This is a genomic window from Paenibacillus sinensis, assembly GCF_019904155.1.
Classification (GTDB): Bacteria; Bacillota; Bacilli; order Paenibacillales; family Paenibacillaceae; genus Paenibacillus_AQ; species Paenibacillus_AQ sinensis.
In genome coordinates this window covers 1-21,614 of sequence record NZ_JAHCMB010000034.1, presented here as the reverse complement: position 1 = coordinate 21,614, position 21,614 = coordinate 1, and the positions used below count along the sequence as shown (strand labels likewise).

11 protein-coding genes are annotated in these 21,614 nt (G+C 46.1%); 10 read left to right on the top strand and 1 reads right to left on the bottom strand.

What is annotated here, in order from left to right; genetic code table 11:
* Nucleotides 1-369 precede the first annotated feature (369 nt).
* From KIH86_RS03035 to KIH86_RS02980, 9 genes are all read left to right on the top strand, one after another.
* Nucleotides 370-1,266: an ABC transporter permease gene (locus KIH86_RS03035; protein ID WP_223084180.1), complete on the top strand. Its 897-nt coding sequence runs from the start codon at nt 370-372 to the stop codon at nt 1,264-1,266.
* Nucleotides 1,267-1,302: 36 nt separating this feature from the next.
* Nucleotides 1,303-2,187, top strand: a complete 885-nt coding sequence (locus KIH86_RS03030; RefSeq protein ID WP_223084179.1) for a carbohydrate ABC transporter permease — start codon at nt 1,303-1,305, stop codon at nt 2,185-2,187.
* A 124-nt stretch (nt 2,188-2,311) separates the two neighbouring features.
* A complete protein-coding gene (locus KIH86_RS03025; protein WP_223084178.1) occupies nt 2,312-3,967 on the top strand; it encodes a type 2 periplasmic-binding domain-containing protein in 1,656 nt (551 codons plus the stop codon).
* 116 nt (nt 3,968-4,083) lie between these two features.
* The gene (locus tag KIH86_RS03020) at nt 4,084-6,561 is read left to right on the top strand and encodes a PfkB family carbohydrate kinase (RefSeq protein WP_223084177.1); all 2,478 of its coding nucleotides are present in this window, start codon (nt 4,084-4,086) and stop codon (nt 6,559-6,561) included.
* Complete coding sequence (locus KIH86_RS03015) at nt 6,558-8,837, top strand: GH32 C-terminal domain-containing protein (protein WP_223084176.1); 2,280 nt, start codon at nt 6,558-6,560, stop codon at nt 8,835-8,837. Before KIH86_RS03020 ends, KIH86_RS03015 begins: the two co-directional genes overlap by 4 nt.
* 59 nt (nt 8,838-8,896) lie before the next feature.
* The gene (locus tag KIH86_RS03010) at nt 8,897-9,799 is read left to right on the top strand and encodes an aldo/keto reductase (protein ID WP_223084175.1); all 903 of its coding nucleotides are present in this window, start codon (nt 8,897-8,899) and stop codon (nt 9,797-9,799) included.
* 169 nt (nt 9,800-9,968) lie between these two features.
* Nucleotides 9,969-16,769, top strand: a complete 6,801-nt coding sequence (locus KIH86_RS29415) for a GH32 C-terminal domain-containing protein (RefSeq protein ID WP_235775237.1) — start codon at nt 9,969-9,971, stop codon at nt 16,767-16,769.
* Nucleotides 16,770-16,892: 123 nt separating this feature from the next.
* The gene (locus KIH86_RS02985) at nt 16,893-18,545 is read left to right on the top strand and encodes a glycoside hydrolase family 172 protein (protein WP_223084174.1); all 1,653 of its coding nucleotides are present in this window, start codon (nt 16,893-16,895) and stop codon (nt 18,543-18,545) included.
* A gap of 20 nt (nt 18,546-18,565) precedes the next feature.
* Nucleotides 18,566-20,008 carry a glycoside hydrolase family 32 protein gene (locus KIH86_RS02980; RefSeq protein WP_223084173.1) on the top strand — a complete coding sequence of 481 codons (1,443 nt, stop codon included), beginning with the start codon at nt 18,566-18,568 and terminating at the stop codon, nt 20,006-20,008.
* Between the two features lie 142 nt (nt 20,009-20,150).
* Here KIH86_RS02980 and KIH86_RS02975 read toward each other — a convergent pair whose 3' ends face one another.
* A complete protein-coding gene (locus KIH86_RS02975; protein WP_223084172.1) occupies nt 20,151-21,035 on the bottom strand; it encodes a LysR family transcriptional regulator in 885 nt (294 codons plus the stop codon).
* 285 nt (nt 21,036-21,320) lie between these two features.
* On the opposite strand from KIH86_RS02975, the gene KIH86_RS29410 reads away from it, so the two are divergent.
* The coding region (locus tag KIH86_RS29410; RefSeq protein ID WP_322098659.1) for an alpha/beta fold hydrolase at nt 21,321-21,614 on the top strand (294 nt) is incomplete at its 3' end.

The window sequence follows — 21,614 nt, the reverse complement described above, 5'->3', positions numbered from 1 at the left end:
TTTGGAACCGCCGTATGCGGACCCGCATGTACGGTGGTGTGAGAGGACGGGGGCTTGCCGCCCCCTCCTACTCGATTCATAAACTGGATGTTGGGCAATCGGAAGAAGAACTTCAAGGGGAAGAAAATTTATTGACAACGCTATCAAAAACGAATAAAATGACTGTATAAAAACGATTACGCAAACGATTACTTGCTTAAAGAATAAGGATTTTGGCAATTGTGTTTTTTATTAAATAAGTTCACTTATTGTAAAATAATCAGAGCACATGTCAACTTTACCATTTGAGCAGGGGGAGCTTACAAAAATTATAAAAAATGCTCTTGTCTACCACGTAATCGATTACCTTGGAGATGGAGGAAAAAGTGCATGCTTGGGAAAATGAAAAAGAATTATGAATTGTATTTACTGATTTTAATCCCAATAGCCTATTTTGCAATTTTTAAATACTGGCCTATGTATGGGGTTCAAATCGCCTTTAAAGACTTTGTAGCTTCCAAAGGGGTTTGGGGCAGTGAGTGGGTAGGGCTGGAACATTTTCAACGTTTTTTTGAGTCGTATAACTTTAAACAAATCGTAGGAAATACTCTTTTACTAAGCTTGCTCAATTTAGCTATAGCTTTTCCATTTCCCATTATTGTAGCGATTATGCTGAATCAATTGAGACAGCAAAAGATGAAAAAGTTCATCCAAACAACGATTTACGCGCCGTATTTCATTTCAACTGTCGTATTGGTCGGTATGCTGTTCATCTTTCTGTCCCCTACCAGCGGCTTGATTAATCATATTGTAACCGCCTTCGGCGGCAATCCGATTATGTTTATGGGAGAGGAAAAATGGTTCAGGCCTCTGTACATATTCTCATCCGTATGGCAGGAAACCGGATTTGCGTCAGTTATATATCTGGCCGCCCTAGCAGGGATCGACCCCCATTTGCATGAAGCAGCGGTTATGGATGGTGCATCCAAATGGCATCGGATTCGGCATATTGATTTACCGGGTATTGCTCCTACTATTATTGTTTTGTTCATTATGGCTGTTGGCAATTTAATGAATGTTGGGTTTGAAAAGGCTTTCCTTATGCAGACTGATTTGAATGTCGCTACATCTGAGATTATTCCGACTTACGTATACAAGGTGGGGATTCAGCGAGCGGAATACAGCTTTTCGGCAGCGATCGGACTGTTTAACTCAGTGATAAACCTTATACTTCTGGTCATTGTAAATAAAACTACCAAGAAAATAAGCGGCAAGGGCTTGTTTTAGGAGCGAAGAACGTCTGTAAGAAGAAGGGGAGAAACCATGTTAAAGAGAAAAACGAAAGCTGATCTGACATTTGATATTATTAATTATTTGTTTCTAGGCTGCTTCACCTTAATGATTCTTTATCCCTTATATTTTATAGTGATCGCTTCTATAAGTGACCCAAACGCAATTTATTCCGGTGATGTATGGTTACTGCCGAAAAATATAACCTTTGATGGATATGAAAGGATTTTCAGCGACAGTTCAATATGGAATGGCTATAAGAACTCCATTCTCTACGCGGTGCTGAATGGATTTGTCAGTACAACTCTCGTCATTATGGCGGCTTATCCGCTTTCGAGGAAAGATTTTTATGGCAGAAATGTAATTATGACTTTTTTTATCATTACGATGTTCTTTAACGGCGGCATTATTCCTACTTATCTGGTTGTAAAAGATCTGCATTTGATGAACTCGATGTGGGCGGTCATTCTCCCTGGTGCAATGGATGCTTTCCTGATTATCATAGCAAAAACTTTTTTTGAGGAATTACCTGAAGAATTGAGAGAGGCAGCTGCCATTGATGGAGCAAGGAACCTCAGATACTTATGGAGTATTGTTCTTCCCTTATCTAAACCGATTATTGCAGTTCTTGTCCTCTTTGCAGTCGTGCGCCAATGGAACGGATTCTTCGATGCTCTAATTTATTTGAGCGATGGTAATAAGTTTCCGTTGCAACTGGTCCTTCGCAACATCCTGATCCAAAGCCAGCCATCTGGGAATATGCTTATGGATATTGACAACATGCTAGCCAAGCAGCGGGTAACGGAATTGATCAAGTTCGGAGTTATTATCGTTTCCGCAGTTCCGCTACTGGCCTTATACCCATTTCTGCAAAGGTATTTTGTTAAGGGGGTAATGGTGGGTTCGGTGAAAGGATAAGGCCTAGCTTGTCAGATAGTCGTTAAGGAGGTGTTGTGAAACTGGATTAGAATGGGACTGGTAAATCCCGAGTCAGGTTCAAGAGAGTATGATATGAGCAGATTTATCAGGGAGGTTAAGAAGGATGAACAAAAAAGCTGTGGGTCTTTTGGCAGTAATAATGGCCGTTTCCATGTTTGCAACGGCCTGTAACAGCAACAACAACAACAGCAACAATGGTAAGGCAGGTACGAATACAGAGAATAGTGGAAATCAAGCGGACGACAGTGCATCCATTCAGTTTCCACTGAAAGAAAAAACCACCTTAAAGGTGGTTGCCCGCAGAGCTCCGCTGGCTCCAAGCGATTATAACGAAATGACCATGGCCAAAAAACTTGAGGAAATGTCAAATGTTCATATCGATTGGAATACCATTGTTGAGACAGATTACAACGAGAAGAAGAATCTACTCATAGCAAGTGGCGACTTGCCTGAAATGTTCTTCGGAGCCGGGTTCACAGATACAGAGTTGATGAAATATGGTAAGGACGGCACTATTATACCTCTAAATGATTTGATTGACAAACACATGCCCAATTTGAAAGCGTTATTTGACAAAAGACCGGATATCAAAGCTGAGGTTACTGCCCCAGACGGCAATATTTATTCCCTTCCTGCGGGTGAGGAGCTAGGGACCGGTCAAGAGGAGATTGGTGCCAACCCTGATTTCCTCTATATAAATGAAGATTGGCTGAAAAAGCTAGGGTTATCAATGCCAACGACCCTTCAGGAATATCATGATGTATTGGTTGCCTTTAAAACCAAAGATCCGAATGGCAACGGTAAAGCAGATGAAATCCCGCTATCCTTCGTCAATGCATTCTGGACGGGTGATATCGGTTATCTTTTCGGGGCCTTCGGAGTACCAGACAAAACCTATCAACCTGCTAACAACGCATATGCTGAGCATTTGAATGTAGACAATGGCAAGGTTTCTTACGCAGCTATTCAAGATGGATATAAAAATGCTGTAAACGAGATTGCGAAATGGGTAAAAGAGGGGCTTGTTGATCCAGAATCCTTCACTCAAGAATACACGCAATATTATGCGAAAGGGAAGACAGAACCGGAAACCCTTGGCTCATTTCTCTGGTGGGATCATACGGACGTAGTAGGTCCTGAACGTGATAAACATTATCCTATCGTCCCCCCGTTTAAAAATATGGTTGTCAAATGGAACAATGGTTCCGCACTTTCTAGAGGAGGTTCGGTGATTACGAAAGCAGCAAAGAATCCAGCCTTGATTGCCGCATGGTTGGATTTGATATACAAACCGGAAACCACCGCGGAAGTCCGTTGGGGCCCTATTGGTGAATGGTTTGAGAAAACTGCCGATGGCAAACTGGTACAGAAGTCGGATATCAGCAATCCGGGTGAGTTCCGTCAAAAAGTATCACTAGGTGGAGGAGGTGTCTTCACTGGTGAAGACTTCCAAAACATTGCACCTCCGGAAGCACGGGCACAGCAAAGACTGGATGATATCAAAAATATTTTTGTACCTCAAATGCAGAAAGAGAAGTACCCGAATATCTTCTTTACAGAAGATGAGTTGAAGACTATTGAAAAGCTGAAACCGGAGATACAAACTTATACGAACTCCATGCGCGCCAAATTCATGCTGAAAGGGGTCACTGACTCCGAGTGGAGCGATTATCTGGCCTCCCTTAAAGATATGGGCTTGGACGATTTAATGAAGGTATACCAAGATGGATATGATCGTTATCTCGCAGCCCTAAAATAAACAGGAAAGGTAAGGCATGTAGCAAGCCTGGATGAGAGGCCTTCACTCAGGCTTGCTACATGTGTTTTCGGATTAGAAACGTATATATAAATGATAGACTAGGAGTGGAGAAACATATGGTTGATATTACAGCAATAGGAGAAGTACTAATAGATTTTACTCCAGCAGGATTGTCTGAGAAGGGGGAGCAGCTATTTGAATGCAATCCCGGCGGAGCCCCTGCGAATGTGGTTGTTGTGTTGTCCAAACTTGGGAAATCCACGGCATTTATCGGCAAAGTCGGTAACGATCAGTTTGGAGAATATCTTGCTCGGGTTTTGCATGAAAATGGTGTGAATACCAAGGGTTTGGTGAAGGAAAGCCATGCCAAGACAACGCTGGCTTTTGTCCATCTCAAAGAAGACGGTGACCGTTCATTCAGCTTCTACCGTAACCCTGGTGCCGATATGCTTTTAGGAATTGATGATATAGACCTGGAACAGATCAAAGGTACGAAAATCTTTCATTTCGGCTCCGTATCAATGACTCATGAGCCTTCTGCAAGTGCAACCCTAAAAGCGTGCATCCAGGCGAAAGAGAATGGAGCTCTGATTTCATTTGACCCCAATCTGAGACCTGCGCTTTGGCAGGATTTGGAGCAGGCGAAAATCAAGATTAAAGAAGGGCTTGTTCTTGCGGATATTGTCAAAGTTTCCGAAGAGGAACTTCAGTTTATTACAGGACTTACTGATTTGGAAGAGGGAACCCGTCAAATTCAAACCCAATTCCAGGTGAAGGTGATCCTGGTGACCAAGGCAGAAAAAGGTTGCTTTGTTCGGTTTGGACCCGGCTCCAGATGGGCGGATGTTCCCGGTTACAAAGTAGATACCGTGGACACCACCGGAGCGGGAGATGCGTTCCTTGGCGGTTTCCTGTATCAGCTGCTCGAGAGAGGATGCTGTATTGAACAGGTCAGAGATCAGGACTGGATCCCCATTGTAAGCTTTGCTAATGCAGTGGGTGCTCTGACGACGACACGAAAAGGAGCCATACCGGCCATTCCAACCTTTAAGCAGGCTGCTACATTAGTTCAATCGACCGCCACGGATTACTCCAAAGAATCTTACAGACCCCAATTTCATTACTCTCCACCAGCTATGTGGCTGAACGATCCGAACGGAATGGTCTACTTTGAAGGAGAGTACCATTTGATGTACCAGTACCATCCCGAAAGCACCAAATGGGGTCCTATGCATTGGGGCCATGCTGTGAGCAAGGATTTGGTTAACTGGGAAACGCTTCCTATAGCCTTGGCGCCGGATCATAACGGTGCCATCTTCTCTGGAAGCGCAGTTGTGGATTGGAAGGATATTAGCGGATTCTTTGATGGCGGGGCAGGCTTGGTGGCTATATTCACCCATGCGGATATATATCCAAATTCAGACAGACCGAGACAGCGCCAAAGCTTAGCGTACAGTAAGGACAAAGGCAGGAGCTGGACATTTTACACGGGAAATCCGATCCTGTCCGATACCGAAATCACCGACTTTCGTGATCCTAAAGTCTTCTGGATGGAGGAAGCTGGCGTTTGGGTAATGGCGCTTGCATGTGGCGATCATATCCGCTTTTACCGTTCCGCTAACTTAAAGGATTGGGATTTTGCCAGTGAATTCGGGAAGTCGGAGGGTTCACACTACGGGGTGTGGGAATGTCCGGATCTATTTGAATTATCAATTGATGGATCCAATCAGAAAAAATGGGTATTGATCGTAAGTATCGGAGATAATCCAGATTGTCCAGAAGGCTCCAAAACCCAATATTACATTGGAAGCTTTGATGGCTGGGAATTTGTAAATGACAATACTCCTGATACAGTTCTTTGGCTGGATGAGGGACGGGATAATTACGCGGCAGTGTCTTGGTCGGATATTCCAAAAGAGGACGGGAGCCGTGTGATCATCGGATGGATGAGCAATTGGAGGTATGCCAACCAGACTCCTACTGCTTCCTGGCGAGGCGCAATGACTCTCCCCCGCGTGTTGTCCCTGACCAGCCAGAACGGAAGTGTAGTTCTTACTCAAATGCCAGTCCAGGGAATAGAGGAACTCCGGAAAGAGTCACACTCCTGGAGTGATGTAACGGTTACACACGAGGCTCCATTTATTCACAAAACTAGCGATGATCTGCTGGAGATTGAAGCGAACATCGATATCCGCTCCGGAGACGAGATTCATATCAAATTGAAGTCTTCAGGGCAGAGTGAGACGATTATCGGATACGACCCTGAGCGCGAGTGGTTATTCATTGACCGATCGAAGTCGGGTGTGACTGGCTTCAACCCGTCATTTGCATGCAAGCATGGCGCCAGATTAGTTCCGGTGAATGGTAACATCAAGTTGCGTATTTGGGTGGATCGCAGTGTGGTTGAAGTGTTTGCAAATGATGGATTGGTTGCGCTAACCGATCTCATTTTCCCTGATGAACCGATCGACAATGTCACAATAAGCACAGAGAATGGGAACGCTGGACTTCATTCGCTTCATATCCATACTCTTCATTCCATTTATACACATGGAGGCAGCACAGAGCAGAAATCAGGGAGGGTTAATGTATGAGCGGAACAATTGATAATCAAGGGTTAATGATGTATTGGGCCTTTGATGAAGGAAGCGGAGCAAGTGCTCTGGAGAGCGTATCCGGAATCATGGATGATGTCCAGTACGTATTTAACCAGGCGGAGTTTACCGAATCGTGTTCTCCGCCGTGGAGACAGGGAGTGTCGGGAAATGGGCTCCTCTTCGATGGTTACTCCTCATACATTGCCTATCCCGCTCACAAGGATGGGCGGAATAGCGGACCGGAATATCTCCCGGCTCTCAGTATCGGAGTATGGGTTGCCCCGCGCACCTATGAGTGGGGACATGAAGGCAAGCTGGCCGCTATCGTGAACCAGCACAATAAGGAGGTCAAACAGGGATACCTACTTGGGATGTTCCGTCATGGCTCTTGGTCCTTCCAAATTGGGCTTGAGGGAGGAGAATGGAAGGAAATTTGGTCGCCGGACGGCTATGAGCTGCCGAAGAATGAGTGGTCTTACCTAAACGCTGTGTTCAGTGGGGACGATGGAGAAATTAAGCTGTTTCTCAACGGCAGCGAAATCGCTTCGGTTGCTGTGCCCTGCGGTTCTCGCATGGCTGCGGCGGTGGACACGGATCTGCTCATCGGCAGGAACAATCACAGCAGCAAGCTTGCAGAAGTGTTCAGCCTTCATATGTTCGGCGGAATAATGGATGAGCTGAAGATTTATAACCGAGCCCTGAGTAATGAGGAAGTCGCCGCTTCTTATCAGGAGGTGCTGGACTCCGCACCTGGAGACACCGTGCCGCAAGTGAAATATGATGACATCAAGCTGGATCGTACACCCCTGCTGGCGGACCGGCACAGACCGCAATATCATGTCAGCCCGCCAGCCCATTGGATGAATGAGCCGCATGCGCCGATTTATTTTGAAGGACAATATCATTTGTTCTATCAGCACAACCCGCAAGGTCCATTCTTTCATCATATTCATTGGGGACATTGGGTAAGTAAGGATCTGGTGCATTGGCGTGACCTTCCTATAGCTCTGGCGCCTGAGAAGGATCAACTCGCACCGGACGGGATCTGGTCGGGAAGCGCAACCTATGACGCGAACGGTCTTCCTGTCCTGTTCTTTACGGCGGGTAATGACAGTGCTTCACCGAATCAGAGTGTGGCGCTTGCCAGAAGCACATTTTCCGAAGATGGAGACCCTGATCTGGTTAGGTGGATCAAACATCCGGAGCCGCTGATCGTACAGCAGAAGGGAATGGGGGCATTTGGAGATTTCCGGGACCCGTTCGTGTGGAAGGATGAGGACGGCTGGTATGCTTTAGTTGGGTCGGGGATCGAAGGCGGAGGCGGAGCAGCGCTGGCATTTGTGTCAGAGGACATGTTGAATTGGACGTACAAAGGACCTTTTTATCAGGCTGATATTCAGAAATTCCCTTATCTTGGACCTATCTGGGAGCTTCCTGTGCTTCTTCCCCTTGGAACGGATAAACAGGGTGAGAACAAGCATCTTCTGCTGGTCAGCCCTGTGGGAGCAGGCGCCGATGTCGAGGTGTTCTATTGGATCGGACAGTTTGACAAGAACGATGTATCATTCATACCGGATCAAGAGGAACCTCAATTGATTGATGTCGGTGATTTCCATTTTACCGGTCCGAGCGGCATGGTTGATCCGAAGACGGGCAGAAATATTGTTTTCACAATTGCCCAAGGTGACCGTACGTCCGAGCTGGAATATAAATCGGGTTGGGCTCATAACGGAGGTTTACCGTTAAGCGTGTATTTGCGGGAGGATGGACGGCTGGGGATCGAGCCGATTCAGGAGTTGCAATCGCTGCGAGGCGAGAAACGATTATCACTCCGGGACAAGTCATTGGTTGAAGCTAATGATCTGCTCAAGGATGTTCTAGGCGACATGCTTGAGATTCAATTAGAACTGGAGCCGGGCAGTGCGAAACAACTCGGAATCAAGGTCCGGCGGTCGCCGGATGGAGAGGAAGAAACGCTGCTGTATTATGATTTAAATGAAGCGATGCTCTCGGTGGATCGGTCAAAAACAACACAATATCCGGAGGAAAAATGCGGCGGAGTTCAGGGTGGTAAGCTGGAACTGCTCGGAGAAAATCTGAAGTTGCACATCTATTTGGATCGCTCCATGGTCGAAGTCTATGCTAACGGATTGAAAAGTCTGACAACCCGGGTATACCCGAGCCGGCCTGATGCTCTGGGACTCCGAATTTGGAGCGATGGGGAACCAGTTGTCAAATCCATTGAAATATGGGATATGAAATCCATTTGGTAGTAGAAGCGCTTAAGCGCTTCTACACACTTGGAGGACAATACGAGTAGGCGGTGGCAGAAATGAAGGTTCATTTAAACAAGCAACTTTCAATCTCCAAGCTAGTCATCGGGTGCATGAGGATGAGCGACTGGAAGTTAAGCACTGCAGAAATGGTCCAGTTCATAGAGTGGTGTCTGGAACGGGGGATTACAACCTTTGACCATGCGGATATTTACGGAGGCGAGCATAAAAACGAGGAGTTATTTGGTGAGGCGCTTCACATGCAACCATCCCTGCGGGAGAAGATCCAAATCATCACCAAGTGCGACATCTGTGTCCCGAATGCCAAAAATCCTGGAATCAACACCCGATTCTTCAATACGGATAAAGAGTACATCCTGGCACAGGTAAATGAATCGTTGATTAAGCTTCAGTGTGATTATGTCGATATTTTACTGATCCATATGTTTGATCTGCTGATCGATCCGGCCGAGCTAAATGAAACGCTTCAACAGCTCAAAAACGAGGGGAAAGTGAAATATTTCGGCTTGTCCAATCATAATCCGATTGAGTTTGATACTTTGCAGAAGCATACCGACATTCCATTTGTCACGAATCAATTCATGCTCAATCCTTTGGGGATTGAAAATTACATTAACGGTACGATGACACATTGCCTGAAGGCAGGTATTTCTCCGATGATATGGTCGCCATTGGCTGGGGGGAGAATTTTTAAGCCGGGTAATCCGAAAGAGAAAAGCATGAGGAACGTCCTGGAAAGCATCCGCATGGAGCTAGAAATGGAACATGTCGACGAAGTCGTATACAAATGGATATTTAGACACTCGTCCAACCCCGCCATCGTCTTGGGTACCGGAAACAAGGAGCGCATAGAACGGGCCATCCGGTCAGTCTCTGGTTCGAAAATGACACGGGAACAGTGGTACAAAATTCTTATAGAAGCTGGTTATAAGTTGTGGTAGTCAAGGTTTTCTGGCGCTCGATAACACCTGGGTAAGGGCATTAATAGCCATATATCAGGGAATGGAAGCGTTTTATTCAAATTAACTATTATTCCATATTTTTCAAATCTCTTGTAAAAGTGGAGCACTGTGATGTTGCATGATAAAGAAATTATAAGGAGGCTCTTGAATGAGGGAAGTTAAGAGAGGAATATCTTGGACTGCAAGGTTGGTTTTATTAGCAATGTTTCTCCAGCTTATTGCTCCTGGTATATCGGCCTTAGCGGAATCGGGAACTGACTCAAGAGAAGCGTTTATCCCAAATGTCATAGAAACATCAGTCACAGATGCAGTTTACCAAATCCAGAATCCAGGTTTCGAAACTGGAGATTTGACGGGATGGACTATTGTCAAGGGCACTGCGTTTGGTCCAACTAGCGTATCGGATGAAACGACCTGGTGGGCGGAGGAAATCCCGTACAACCAGGAAGGCACTTATCATTTAAACGGCTGGAAGAATGCCGAATCAGCGACAGGTGTGCTTCGTTCCAGCACCTTTGAGCTGGGTGGTAGCGGCTGGATCAGCTTCAAGCTTGGCGGCGCGAAGAACTCTGAGTTGACATATATAAATATCGTTGATGCCGATACCGGACATTTGATTGCCAGATACGGTAACAGCGCTTTTGCTGACGTGGGCTTCCCCAATCCCGACAATGGCTTGCGTCTGGCCAATATGGAGCAATATAAAGCAGACCTTTCCGAATATTTGGGTAAAAAGTTGTATGTGGAAATCGTCGATAATGCAACTTCGGATTGGGGGATAATCTTTGCCGATGCCTTCTTCATGTACCATGAATCCGAGCCAACTGATGGAATTGTCGCCACCAATATCAAGCCGGACCCCAGTCGCTATCAAATCCAGAATCCAGGCTTTGAGACAGGGGACTTGACAGGATGGACAGTTGTGGAAGGGGAAGCATTCGGTCCGAATAGCGTATCGGACGAAACTACCTGGTCGGATGAAAAAATCCCGTACAACCAGGAAGGCGCTTATCATTTAAACGGTTGGAAGTACTCTGAATCTGCAACCGGTGTGCTTCGTTCCAGCACCTTCGAGCTGGGCGGCAGCGGTTGGATTAGTTTCAAGCTTGGCGGTGGGAAAAACGCTGACAAAGTAAATGTAAATATTATAAGAGCCGATACGGGACAAATAATTGCCAGATACGGTAACAGCGCTTTTGCCGATGTTAACTTCCCAGATCCAGAGCAGGGCATGAGGCTTGCTAACATGGTGCAATATAAGGCAGACCTTTCCAAATATTTGGGTAAGAACCTGTATGTAGAGATCGTCGATAATGCAACTTCGGATTGGGGGGTTATCTTTGCGGATGCCTTCTTCATGTACCATGAATCCGAGCCAACTGACGGAATTGTTGCCACCAATATCAAGCCGGTTCTTGAACCAACCAGTCCCTATGAAATCCAGAACCCAGGTTTTGAAAGCGGAGACATGACTGGATGGACAGTTGTTAGAGGTAATGCCTTCGGTCCGGAAAGCGTATCGGATGAAACCACCTGGTGGGCGGAAAAAATCCCGTACAATCAGGAAGGCTATTATCATTTAAACGGCTGGAAGTATGACGAATCTGCAACCGGTGTTCTTCGCTCCAGCACCTTTGAACTAGGCGGCAGCGGTTGGATCAGTTTCAAACTTGGCGGCGGGAAGAACACGAAGAAGGTTTATATAAACATTGTGAATGCAGATACGGGTGAAGTTATTGCCAGATACGGCAACAGTGCTTTTGCCGATGTTAACTTCCCGAAACCCGAGCAGGGCTTGCGGCTTGCCAACATGGAACAGTATAAGGCAGATCTTTCTGAATATTTAGGCAAAAAGCTATATGTGGAGATCGTCGATAATGCAACATCGGATTGGGGATTGATTTTTGCGGATGCCTTCTTGATGTATCATGAATCCGAGCCAACTGATGGAATTATCGCCAAAGATATCAAGCCGGATTTCAAGCGGTATCAGATTCAGAATCCGGGCTTTGAAACCGGGGATTTGACTGGATGGACGGTCGTGGAAGGCGAAGCGTTCGGTCCAGGCAGCGTATCGGATGAAACTACTTGGTGGGCGGAACAAATCCCTTACAATCAAGAAGGTACTTATCATTTAAACGGATGGAAGTACAACGAAACGGCGACCGGCGTGCTTCGCTCCAGCACATTCGAACTGGGAGGGACCGGTTGGATCTCATTCAGACTGGGCGGCGGCAAGCATACGGATCAAGTGTATGTAAATGTTATTGATGCGGATACGGGAGACTTGATTGCCAGATACGGTAATACTGAATTTAACGAGTCAGGGTTCCCGGATCCGGCAAAGGGCATGAGAATGGCGAACATGGTGCAGTATAAAGCCGATCTTTCCAGGTATATTGGCAAAAAACTATATCTTGAAATCGTCGATCACGCAACCTCGGATTGGGGAGTTATCTTTATGGACGCCATTAATACCTTTAATGAACTTGTGCCAGAAGACGGGGTTATGGCGGATAATATTATGCCGACTGAAATTCAGAATCGCAGTTTTGAAACTGGAAATTTCGAAAGCTGGATAGTAGAAGGCCAAGCTTTTAAAGTGACCGATGAAGATAAAAATGGCAAGGAAGGGACATTCTATGCCGCGTCCTCAGTGGAAGGAGAAGGCTCTATTACCTCCAATACTTTCACGCTTCAGGGAACTGGAATCATTACCTTTACGGTTTTAGACATCCTTAATCCGGAAGATGCCTACGTCGCACTTTACGACGCTAAGACCAACAATATGATTATGAAGACTGGTGCTATTGGTTCGAATGAAAAGGTTTCCTGGAAAGTGCAGGAATACTATAATACGGAGCTCTATGTAAAGGTCGTTGATAAATCCGATAAAGCGCACATTGCTGTTGACGATTTCAAAGCTCATGGATATGGCACGATCTTCTACATGAACCTTGATGAAGGCTCAGGTAAGAAAGCACTTGAGCAAGTAAGCAATATTGAGCACGATGTGAACTACGTATTTAACAACGCCAGATATATGGATTCGAAGGACCCAAGATGGACTCCACGTGGAGTGAAGGGCGGCGCCCTATTATTCGATGGATACTCGAATTATATTGAAGTTAATGCAAAGGATGCTATTCCTGTTAGCGACGCATTAACTATCGAAGCCTGGGTTGCGCCGCGCAGTTATGAATGGGGAGATGGAAACAAGCTATCTACCATTGTGAATCAGTCCGATCAGGATAAAGTGGAAGGTTTTTCACTTGGCATGTACCGGCACGGCACATGGTCGATGCAGGTCGGGATTGGCGGTCAGTGGATCCAAGTATGGGTAAAGGATCACCCGCTGGAAAAATACAAGTGGAATTATGTGGCCGCAACCTTCGATAAAAAGGATGGAATGATTAAGCTATATCTGAACGGTGAAGAAGTAGCTTCCCAAGCGACCCCCATCAATGTTCCAATTACGCCATCTACCGAGAACCTAATTATCGGCAAAAATAATAAAGCGGTAGAATTTGCAGGATTATTTTCTTTCAATATGTTCTGCGGTCTTATAGATGAAGTGAAACTGCAAAACAAAGCGCTTTCCAGCCAAGAAATCCTTGCTCAATTCGAGGACGTAAAGCTGCTTCATAACGGATTAGTGCCGGAAATTCCGAATGGAGATATTGATGAGGAACCAAGTGTTTTCGATGGAGATCAGCACCGTCCTCAGTACCATGCGATTCCTCCGCAAAACTGGATGAATGAAGCACATGCGCCGATTTACTATAACGGTAAATATCATTTATTTTATCAGCATAACCCGCAAGGTCCTTACTGGCATCAAATCCAGTGGGGCCATTGGGTGAGTGACGATATGGTTCATTGGGAAAATGTGAGACCCGCACTTGCGCCCGAAGCGGGGACCCTTGATCCAGATGGCGACTGGTCAGGCAGTGCGGCGTACGATCGAAACGGAAATCCTGTCCTGTTTTTTACCGCTGGTAACGACTCTTTGTCGCCGAACCAAAGAACAGGGCTGGCAACCCCGGCCGATTTGTCAGATCCCAAATTGGAAAAGTGGGTGAAGTATCCACAGCCGGTAACGGAGCAGAACGGGGTTGGCATCAATAACGAATTCCGTGATCCATTCGTATGGTACGACAAAGAAGTGGATAAGTGGTATCAGCTAGTGACGTCTGGTCTTCCAGACTTCAGCAGCGGCACAGCTTTGGTGTATGAATCCGACGATATGTACAACTGGGAGTATAAAGGGCCTTTATACGTAAGTGATAGAACCCGTTATCCGGAACTCGGGACAGTCTGGGAGCTGCCGGTATTATTGCCCTTAGGCAAGGATAGCACAGGCAAGCAAAAGTATATTTTCATGATTAATCCCCATGAGAAGCCGGAGCAAGTTCCACCATCGGACGATGTCCAAAGAGATGTCGAGGTCTTCTATTGGATTGGTACTTGGGACCGGGATAACTTTAAATTTATTCCGGATCAAGATTCTCCTTCCAAAATGGACGTAGGCGATGGCTACTTAACCGCAGAGAGTGGTTTGGTTACACCGGATGGAAGAACAGTCGTGTTCTCGATGGTGCAGAACGTAAGAACGCCGCAAGCCGAATATCAATCTGGATGGGCGCATAATTTGGCGTTGCCTGTTTCTCTGAGCCTGGATAAGCATGATGAATTGCGGATCGAGCCGATAAAGGAGCTGCAGAGTCTCCGGGGAGATAAATTGGTTGATTTCAAGGATAAAAATTTGGCTGCAGCTAATCAATTGATTCAGAATGTCAAAGGTGACATGCTGGAGATTGTGATGGATATTGATCCAGGAGAGGCCCAGAAATTCGGTATTAAGGTACGGCGCTCCGATAATGGTCAGGAAGAAACATTAATTTACTATGACAAGACAAACAAGACCTTTAATGTGGATCGGACCAAGAGCAGCATTGACCCGGATGTGCGTGTGGATGGCATTCAAGGCGGGTATGTGGATCTTGACGGAGAGAACCTAAAGCTTCATATCTTCCTCGATCGTTCGGTAATCGAAGCCTTTGCCAACTATAAGAAAAAACTGACAACCCGCGTATATGTGGGCCGATACGACTCCTTAGGATTGCAGGTTTGGGCTGATAATAATATTACGGTCAAGTCGATGGAAGTTTGGAATATGAACGCTCTAACGGGAGAACCGGCTGCTCCGGTTGATGTACCTGATAACTGGGACAACTCTGTGTATACCGATATTACGGATCTGCCCAACCATGATTTTGCAACAGGCGACTTAACAGGCTGGATTTCGGAAGGGGACGCTTTCCAGAATATCCATGTGACGAACCAAGAGTTCTTCGGGAATAAGGTGTACTTCAACCCGTCACATAAAATTCCAGGCGGGTATCATTTGTGGGGGTTTAATGAGAAAGCTGGCGGCGACAGCTTAACGGGAACGTTAAAATCACAGAATTTCGTCCTTGGGGGGAACGGTAAGATAAACTTCCTTGTCAGTGGCGGGCGTGATATTGATAAGCTGTATGTTGCGTTGGTTCGAGTATCGGATGGGAAAGAATTATTTAAAGAGACCGCCACGAATTATGAGGAGTATCAACGGAAGATTTGGGATGCGTCGAGGTATATAGGTGAGGAGCTTTACATTAAGGTGGTTGACCAATCCACAGGCGGTTTCGGACATATTAACGTCGATGATTTCAATGTACCGGTTAAGGTGCAGAATCCGACTAATCCAACTGACCCGACCGATCCGACCGATCCGACTGATCCAACAGATCCGACCGATCCGACCGATCCAACTGATCCGACCGATCCAACCAGTCCTCCTAGTCAGCCAGTAATTCCGGCAAGTAAGCCGGAGAGTCCGAGCAGTTTGACATTCGAGATGGCAAAGGGAGAGCGGCAGGTGCTGTTTCCTGTGACCCTAGCGGCTAATGACGGCAAGAATGCTTTAAAAGTTAAAAACACAGATGTGGAGATCGAAGTTCCTGCAGAGGTATTAAAGGAATTGCAGGCGCTGGTTACTGACAGCGAACTCAAACAGTCGAAAATCTCTTTTGAAATGGATGCATTATCTTCAGAGCAAAGTAAAGTGCTGCTTGCACGAGCCGGAAATAGGAATCATGCGGATATCTCAGCAATAGGAGAGGTCTACGGCTTCAAATTGTCTATTGTGAAGGCCGACGGCACGGTGCTTACGCTTGAGAAGTTCTCCAAACCCGTCACAATCAAGCTGAGTGCAAAGGAGAATTCCCGCCAGGATCTGACGGGCATCTATTACATCGCCGATGACGGCAGCCTGGAGTATATGGGCGGAACATTTTCAGGTGGTAAATGGACGTCGGATGTGAATCATTTCAGTAAGTTTGGCGTCCTTACCTATGACAAATCGTTTGAAGATGTTAATGCATCATATTGGGCCTATGACGTGATTAAACGTATGGCTGCCAAACAAATTGTCTTAGGTGTAAGTGAAACGGCATTCGCACCAAAGCAAAAGGTGAGCAGGGCTGAATTCGCTTCCTTGATCGCCCGTGCACTCGGAATCAAAGCTTCGAATACAGCTGCCTTCAAGGATGTTGGACCAGCAAAATGGTATGCTTCTTCCATTGCTGCGGCATACGAAACAGGAATTATAACGGGAAGAAGCATAGATACCTTTGCACCGGAGGAAACCATAAGCCGTGAAGAAATGGCGGTCATGATCTACAAAGCGTATCTGTATCGTACAGGGCAGAACGCTGCCGCTAATGGATTGAGTAAGTTTAAGGATGCTGGCACAATCAGCGGCTGGGCTGCAGATTCAGTCGCTGCTGCACAGGAGCTTGGCTTAATCAGCGGCCGCGGGAATCAGTTGTTCATGCCGCATGAACAAGTAAATCGTGCAGAGAGTGCACAAGTCATCTCGCTATTGCTTGCAAAAGTCAATAAATAACTGCTAGAAGAAAGCCGGGGAAACAAGGTGATGGCCAGTCTTCGCCATAACTCCGGCTTTCTCTGTTTTATACCGAGTAGGCGAGTAAGTAATATATATCTTTCTAAGGAAGGGGTTCCCAGTATGACTGAGTCTTATCGAGAGCAGAGGGTTTATACGTATAAAGACCTTGTGAGAAGACTATATGATCTTGAAGCTCTGGCTGTCCCACCGCAGGCTGATGAGAAATCCGGCTGTTTCTCCAGCTTTGACCGAAGATCTATTTATAATGCCGAGACGGGCCTATACGAGGATTGGGGGGCTAATGATGACGGAGGAGGTTTCATCCGTAAGGAAGGTGAGAGTATTGTTGCCATGGAATTGGATGGTCCTGGTGTGATCTGGAGATTCTGGTCAGCCCTTCCCGAGAATGGGCATATCCGGATCTACATCGATCATTCCGATACCCCTGTGATCGATCAGCCCTTCCGGGATTATTTTGACAGATTTAATCAGGAGGATGCACCATCTAACTTTCCCAATCTGGCGCCAACGCTATCACGCGGAAGAAACTGCTTTATCCCCATACCTTTTCAAGAGCACTGTAAAGTACTTCTGGACAAAGGCTGGGGCGCTTATTATCACATTACTTATACATCGTTCCCTTCTGGAGTTACACTACCGTCTTTTGACGGCAGGCTCGACAAGGAGTCGGCAATTGCACTTGCTGAAGCAGACCGGCTTTTACAGCAAAGGGGAACCCAGTATTTTAGAAAAGCAGAAGAAGCCTCTGACGAAAGTGCTACTGTAACGGTAAATGTACCGGCAGGCGGCAAAGCGGTACTATTTGACAAACAAGGGGCAGGCGCTCTTTCTATGATACGCATCAGAACAGATATTGGACGAAAGAGTGAGGAACAGCAACGGATGTTGGCCAGACAATTGACCATCTCTATGAAATGGGATAATGAAGAAGTTCCTTCTGTATGGGCGCCTTTAGGTGATTTTTTTGGTAGCGCGCCGGGAATTAAACCCTACCGCTCTCTGCCTCTAGGAATGAATGAACATGAAATGTACAGTTATTGGTACATGCCATTTTCAGAAGCCGCAAGAATTGAAATTGAGAATGACGGAACGGAACTATGTGAGATAACGGCTGATTTCCAATATACATCATTAATGAAATCCTCTACGGATAATCTCTTGCGGTTTCATGCCAAATGGCACCGGGATGAATATCTGGATTTGAATATCGAACGTTTCATGGAGGGCGGAGACCGCTGGCCGGATTGGCCCCTGCTGCTGACAAAAGGCCGGGGGAGATTCTGCGGTGTTCACCTACATGTATACAATACCTGGGAGAAACCGGATGAGGAAGCCGAAGCCTGGTGGTATGGGATAGGGGACCGGAAAACCATTGACTGGTGGTGGGGAGAAGGAGATGAGAAATTTTTTGTGGATGGCGAAACCTTTCCATCCACATTTGGAACGGGCAGTGAGGACTATATTGGCTATGCCTGGGCGGCTGAACCGCCGTTCCCTATGTTCGACAGCGCCTTTGCCAGTCAGCCCTTTGTTGAAGTGGATGCCAATGGACACACCTCAGTTAATCGCTTTCAAATTTGCGACAATGTTCCCTTCATGAACTCCTTTGAAGGGTATATTGAGAAATATAAAGGAAATCTGTGGGGCCATAATAGCCAGTGTTTGTATGCCGCCACCGTTTATTGGTATCAGGATCGGGGCACAAGAGATCCCTATATGCCGGTATCTTTAAATGAACGCTTAGCCACTTAGAATAATGGGAGGAATAATTAATGAAAGATTTTTTTTATCGTCCGGAAAGCGCTTGGGTAGGGGACGTAATCCCCTACTATGAAGACGGGGAATTTAAACTCTTTTATCTCCATGGCTGGAGAGACAATTATCGTGAAGGCCTTGAGCACGGTTGGCATTTGCTTGGAACGAAGGATTTCGTGAATTACAGGGAAGATGGGGCTTGCAAAATCGAAGGCGGGACTGGCCATATTCTCAAGGTGGATGATGTCTATCACATGTTCTATTGTATCTTTCCCGATGGAAAGCAGTTCGCCTGCCATGCCATCAGCAAGGATCTGCGAACATGGGAGCCGATTCCTGAAGACACTTTTGGTCCGGATGGCGAAATTTATGAACTGGCGGACTGGCGTGATCCCTTTGTTTTCTGGAATGAAGAAGAAGGGCAATACTGGATGCTGATCGCAGCACTGGCCAAAGGACCGACGAACCGGAAAGGCTGCACGGGTTTGCTGTCATCCAAGGATCTCAAGCATTGGGAATACCGAGAGCCGTTGTACGCTCCCAACCTGCATGTAGGAGCTCATGAATGCCCTGATCTGTTCCGGATGGGAGACTGGTGGTACCTGATCTACTCTTCATACACGGGGCGTTTCGGTACCTTTTACCGGATGAGCCGTTCCTTGAACGGACCGTGGATTACACCCCAAGAAGAAGCATTTGATGGACGGGCTTATTATGCAGCCAAGTCGGTATCCGATGGACAGAAGCGTTATTTGTTCGGCTGGAATCCGACGAAGGATGACGATCTGTTCGGCTGGAACCCGCCTAAAGCTTCAGGCAAAGATTATGACACCTGGGATTGGGGTGGGAATATGGTTGTGCATGAAATTATTCAGCGTCCGGATGGAACACTTGGTGTGAACGTACCCGAAACGGTTGACTCTGCCTTTACCGAACAGTTCCCCACGAGTTTTGAGGGAATTGCAGGAGATTGGTCGATCACAGGCGATGTGCTGCTTTGTGAATCTCCTTATGCTTTTGCAGGTTGTATCACACAGGAGGAACTGCCCGATCAGTGCAAGATTTCTACAACCGTTCGTTTCTCAAGGTTGACCCAGGGTTTGGGGTTCATGCTTCGGGCAGGCGAAAGTCTTGATTTTGCCTACTATATCACGCTTGAGCCCCAGCGTAGCCGAATTACCTTCCGTGGGCCAATTATGCAATCTGAAGAGGGAGGTAAAACCTTCCCTTATGATGTGGAGCTAGAACGTCCGATCAAGCTGTTGCCGGAACAGGAATACGAGTTGAAGGTGTTTATTGACGACACGATTTGCGAAATTTATGTCGGTGGAGATGTGGCGATGAGTGCCAGAATGTACGATATTCAGCAAGGAAAGCTTGCTATATTCGTCAGTCAGGGGGTAGCAGAATTCCATAAGGTGAAGATTGAAACTCTAGGAGCCGTTCAGGCTCCACAATAAGAGCAGGAAATGAGTGTATCAGGTTAATTTCATACTTTTCATGTTCATTTTAAGAACAGCCATCTGCATAGGATGGTTGTTCTTTTCTTACAGATGAGGGGGATTACAATGAGTCAGATGTATTAGGAAACGCTTTCGTGGTTTAATGATCTTGAGTGAAGCAAAACCGCTGTTTTGAAATCCGGATAAATTCGGATATAGCTGCAGTTTCATATGTATCTTTACGACGTATGAATAGAGTCGGGGTTTTATTGAACTCTTTCGAGATTTCTTGAGATCGCAAGTTATATTTAACCATCGCTCTTTCAACCACCGAGCGAGGTAAAAGGGATACCCCGAGACCAGCATGAATACATCCAAGGATTCCTTCCAGTGTTCCGAACTCCATGATCTTAGCAGGAATAATTCCTTGCAAACGCAACCAATCCTCGAGTTTTCGTCGGTATGAACACCCAACACGAAATACCAATAAAGTCAGATTTCGCAATTGTTCAGCCTGGTCAATTGAGGGGAACTGTCCTCCCGATATGAACGCAAGTTCCTCAACCCCTACCTCCGCAATATCGAGCTCAGCACGATCAACTGGTGCAGCTACGAAAGCTCCGTCCAACTCGTATTTCAGCACCAAATGGATGAGTTCTTCCGTCGTTCCAGTTTTTAATGCCAAATCCACCTCTGGATAAGATTTATGATATTCAGTGAGAATAGGCGGTAGCCGAATCGCTGCTGTGGTTTCGAGCGATCCGATCCGAAGCGGCCCTGTTGGGAATGAGTTATCTGACACGACTCGTTCCGCCTCTTGAGTTAGAAAGACAATTATCTCAGCATAGGACTTGAGCTTCTCTCCGCTTGTTGTGAGCCGAACCCCTTGCCGCCCACGACGAAATAGCGCTGTTTTCAGTTCCTTTTCAAGCTGCTGGATACGGATGCTTATACTCGACTGAACATATTCCATTTTTTCGGCTGCTTTGGTAATGCTTCCTTCGTTCGCAACTGCCAGGAAAATCTGCAAGTCCCGGATGTCCACCGTTATTCCTCCATATTAGTATTGATAATTTTGATATTACAAATCGTATAAAATCATTTTACACGATATTTGTGAGAAGTTACAATTAGTTCAGTAAGCGGCAGGCCTTATAAAGAAAACAGGAGGTTACAGTATGACGACTTATCATTCATTAGAGATAGAAGGATTAAATGTATTTTATCGTGAGGCTGGTAATCCCAACAGGCCAGTAATTTTATTGCTTCATGGCTTTCCATCCGCAGGTCATATGTTTAGAGAGCTAATACCTATTTTAGAAAAAGNCCTATTTTAGAAAAAGACTACTATTTAATTGCTCCTGATTATCCGGGGTTCGGGAATTCCTCATCCCCTGACAGAGAAGATTTCCAGTATACATTTGACCATATTACTGAAATTATTGAAAGTTTCATCGATAAACTAGGGCTTGTTAAATATGCGTTATACGTCTTTGACTACGGAGCCCCTATTGGCTTTCGTATAGCCATGCACCATCCAGAACGTGTAACAGCAATAATAAGCCAGAATGGCAACATTTATCGTGAAGGACTAGGGGGGAAATGGGCCGCACGAGAAGATTAT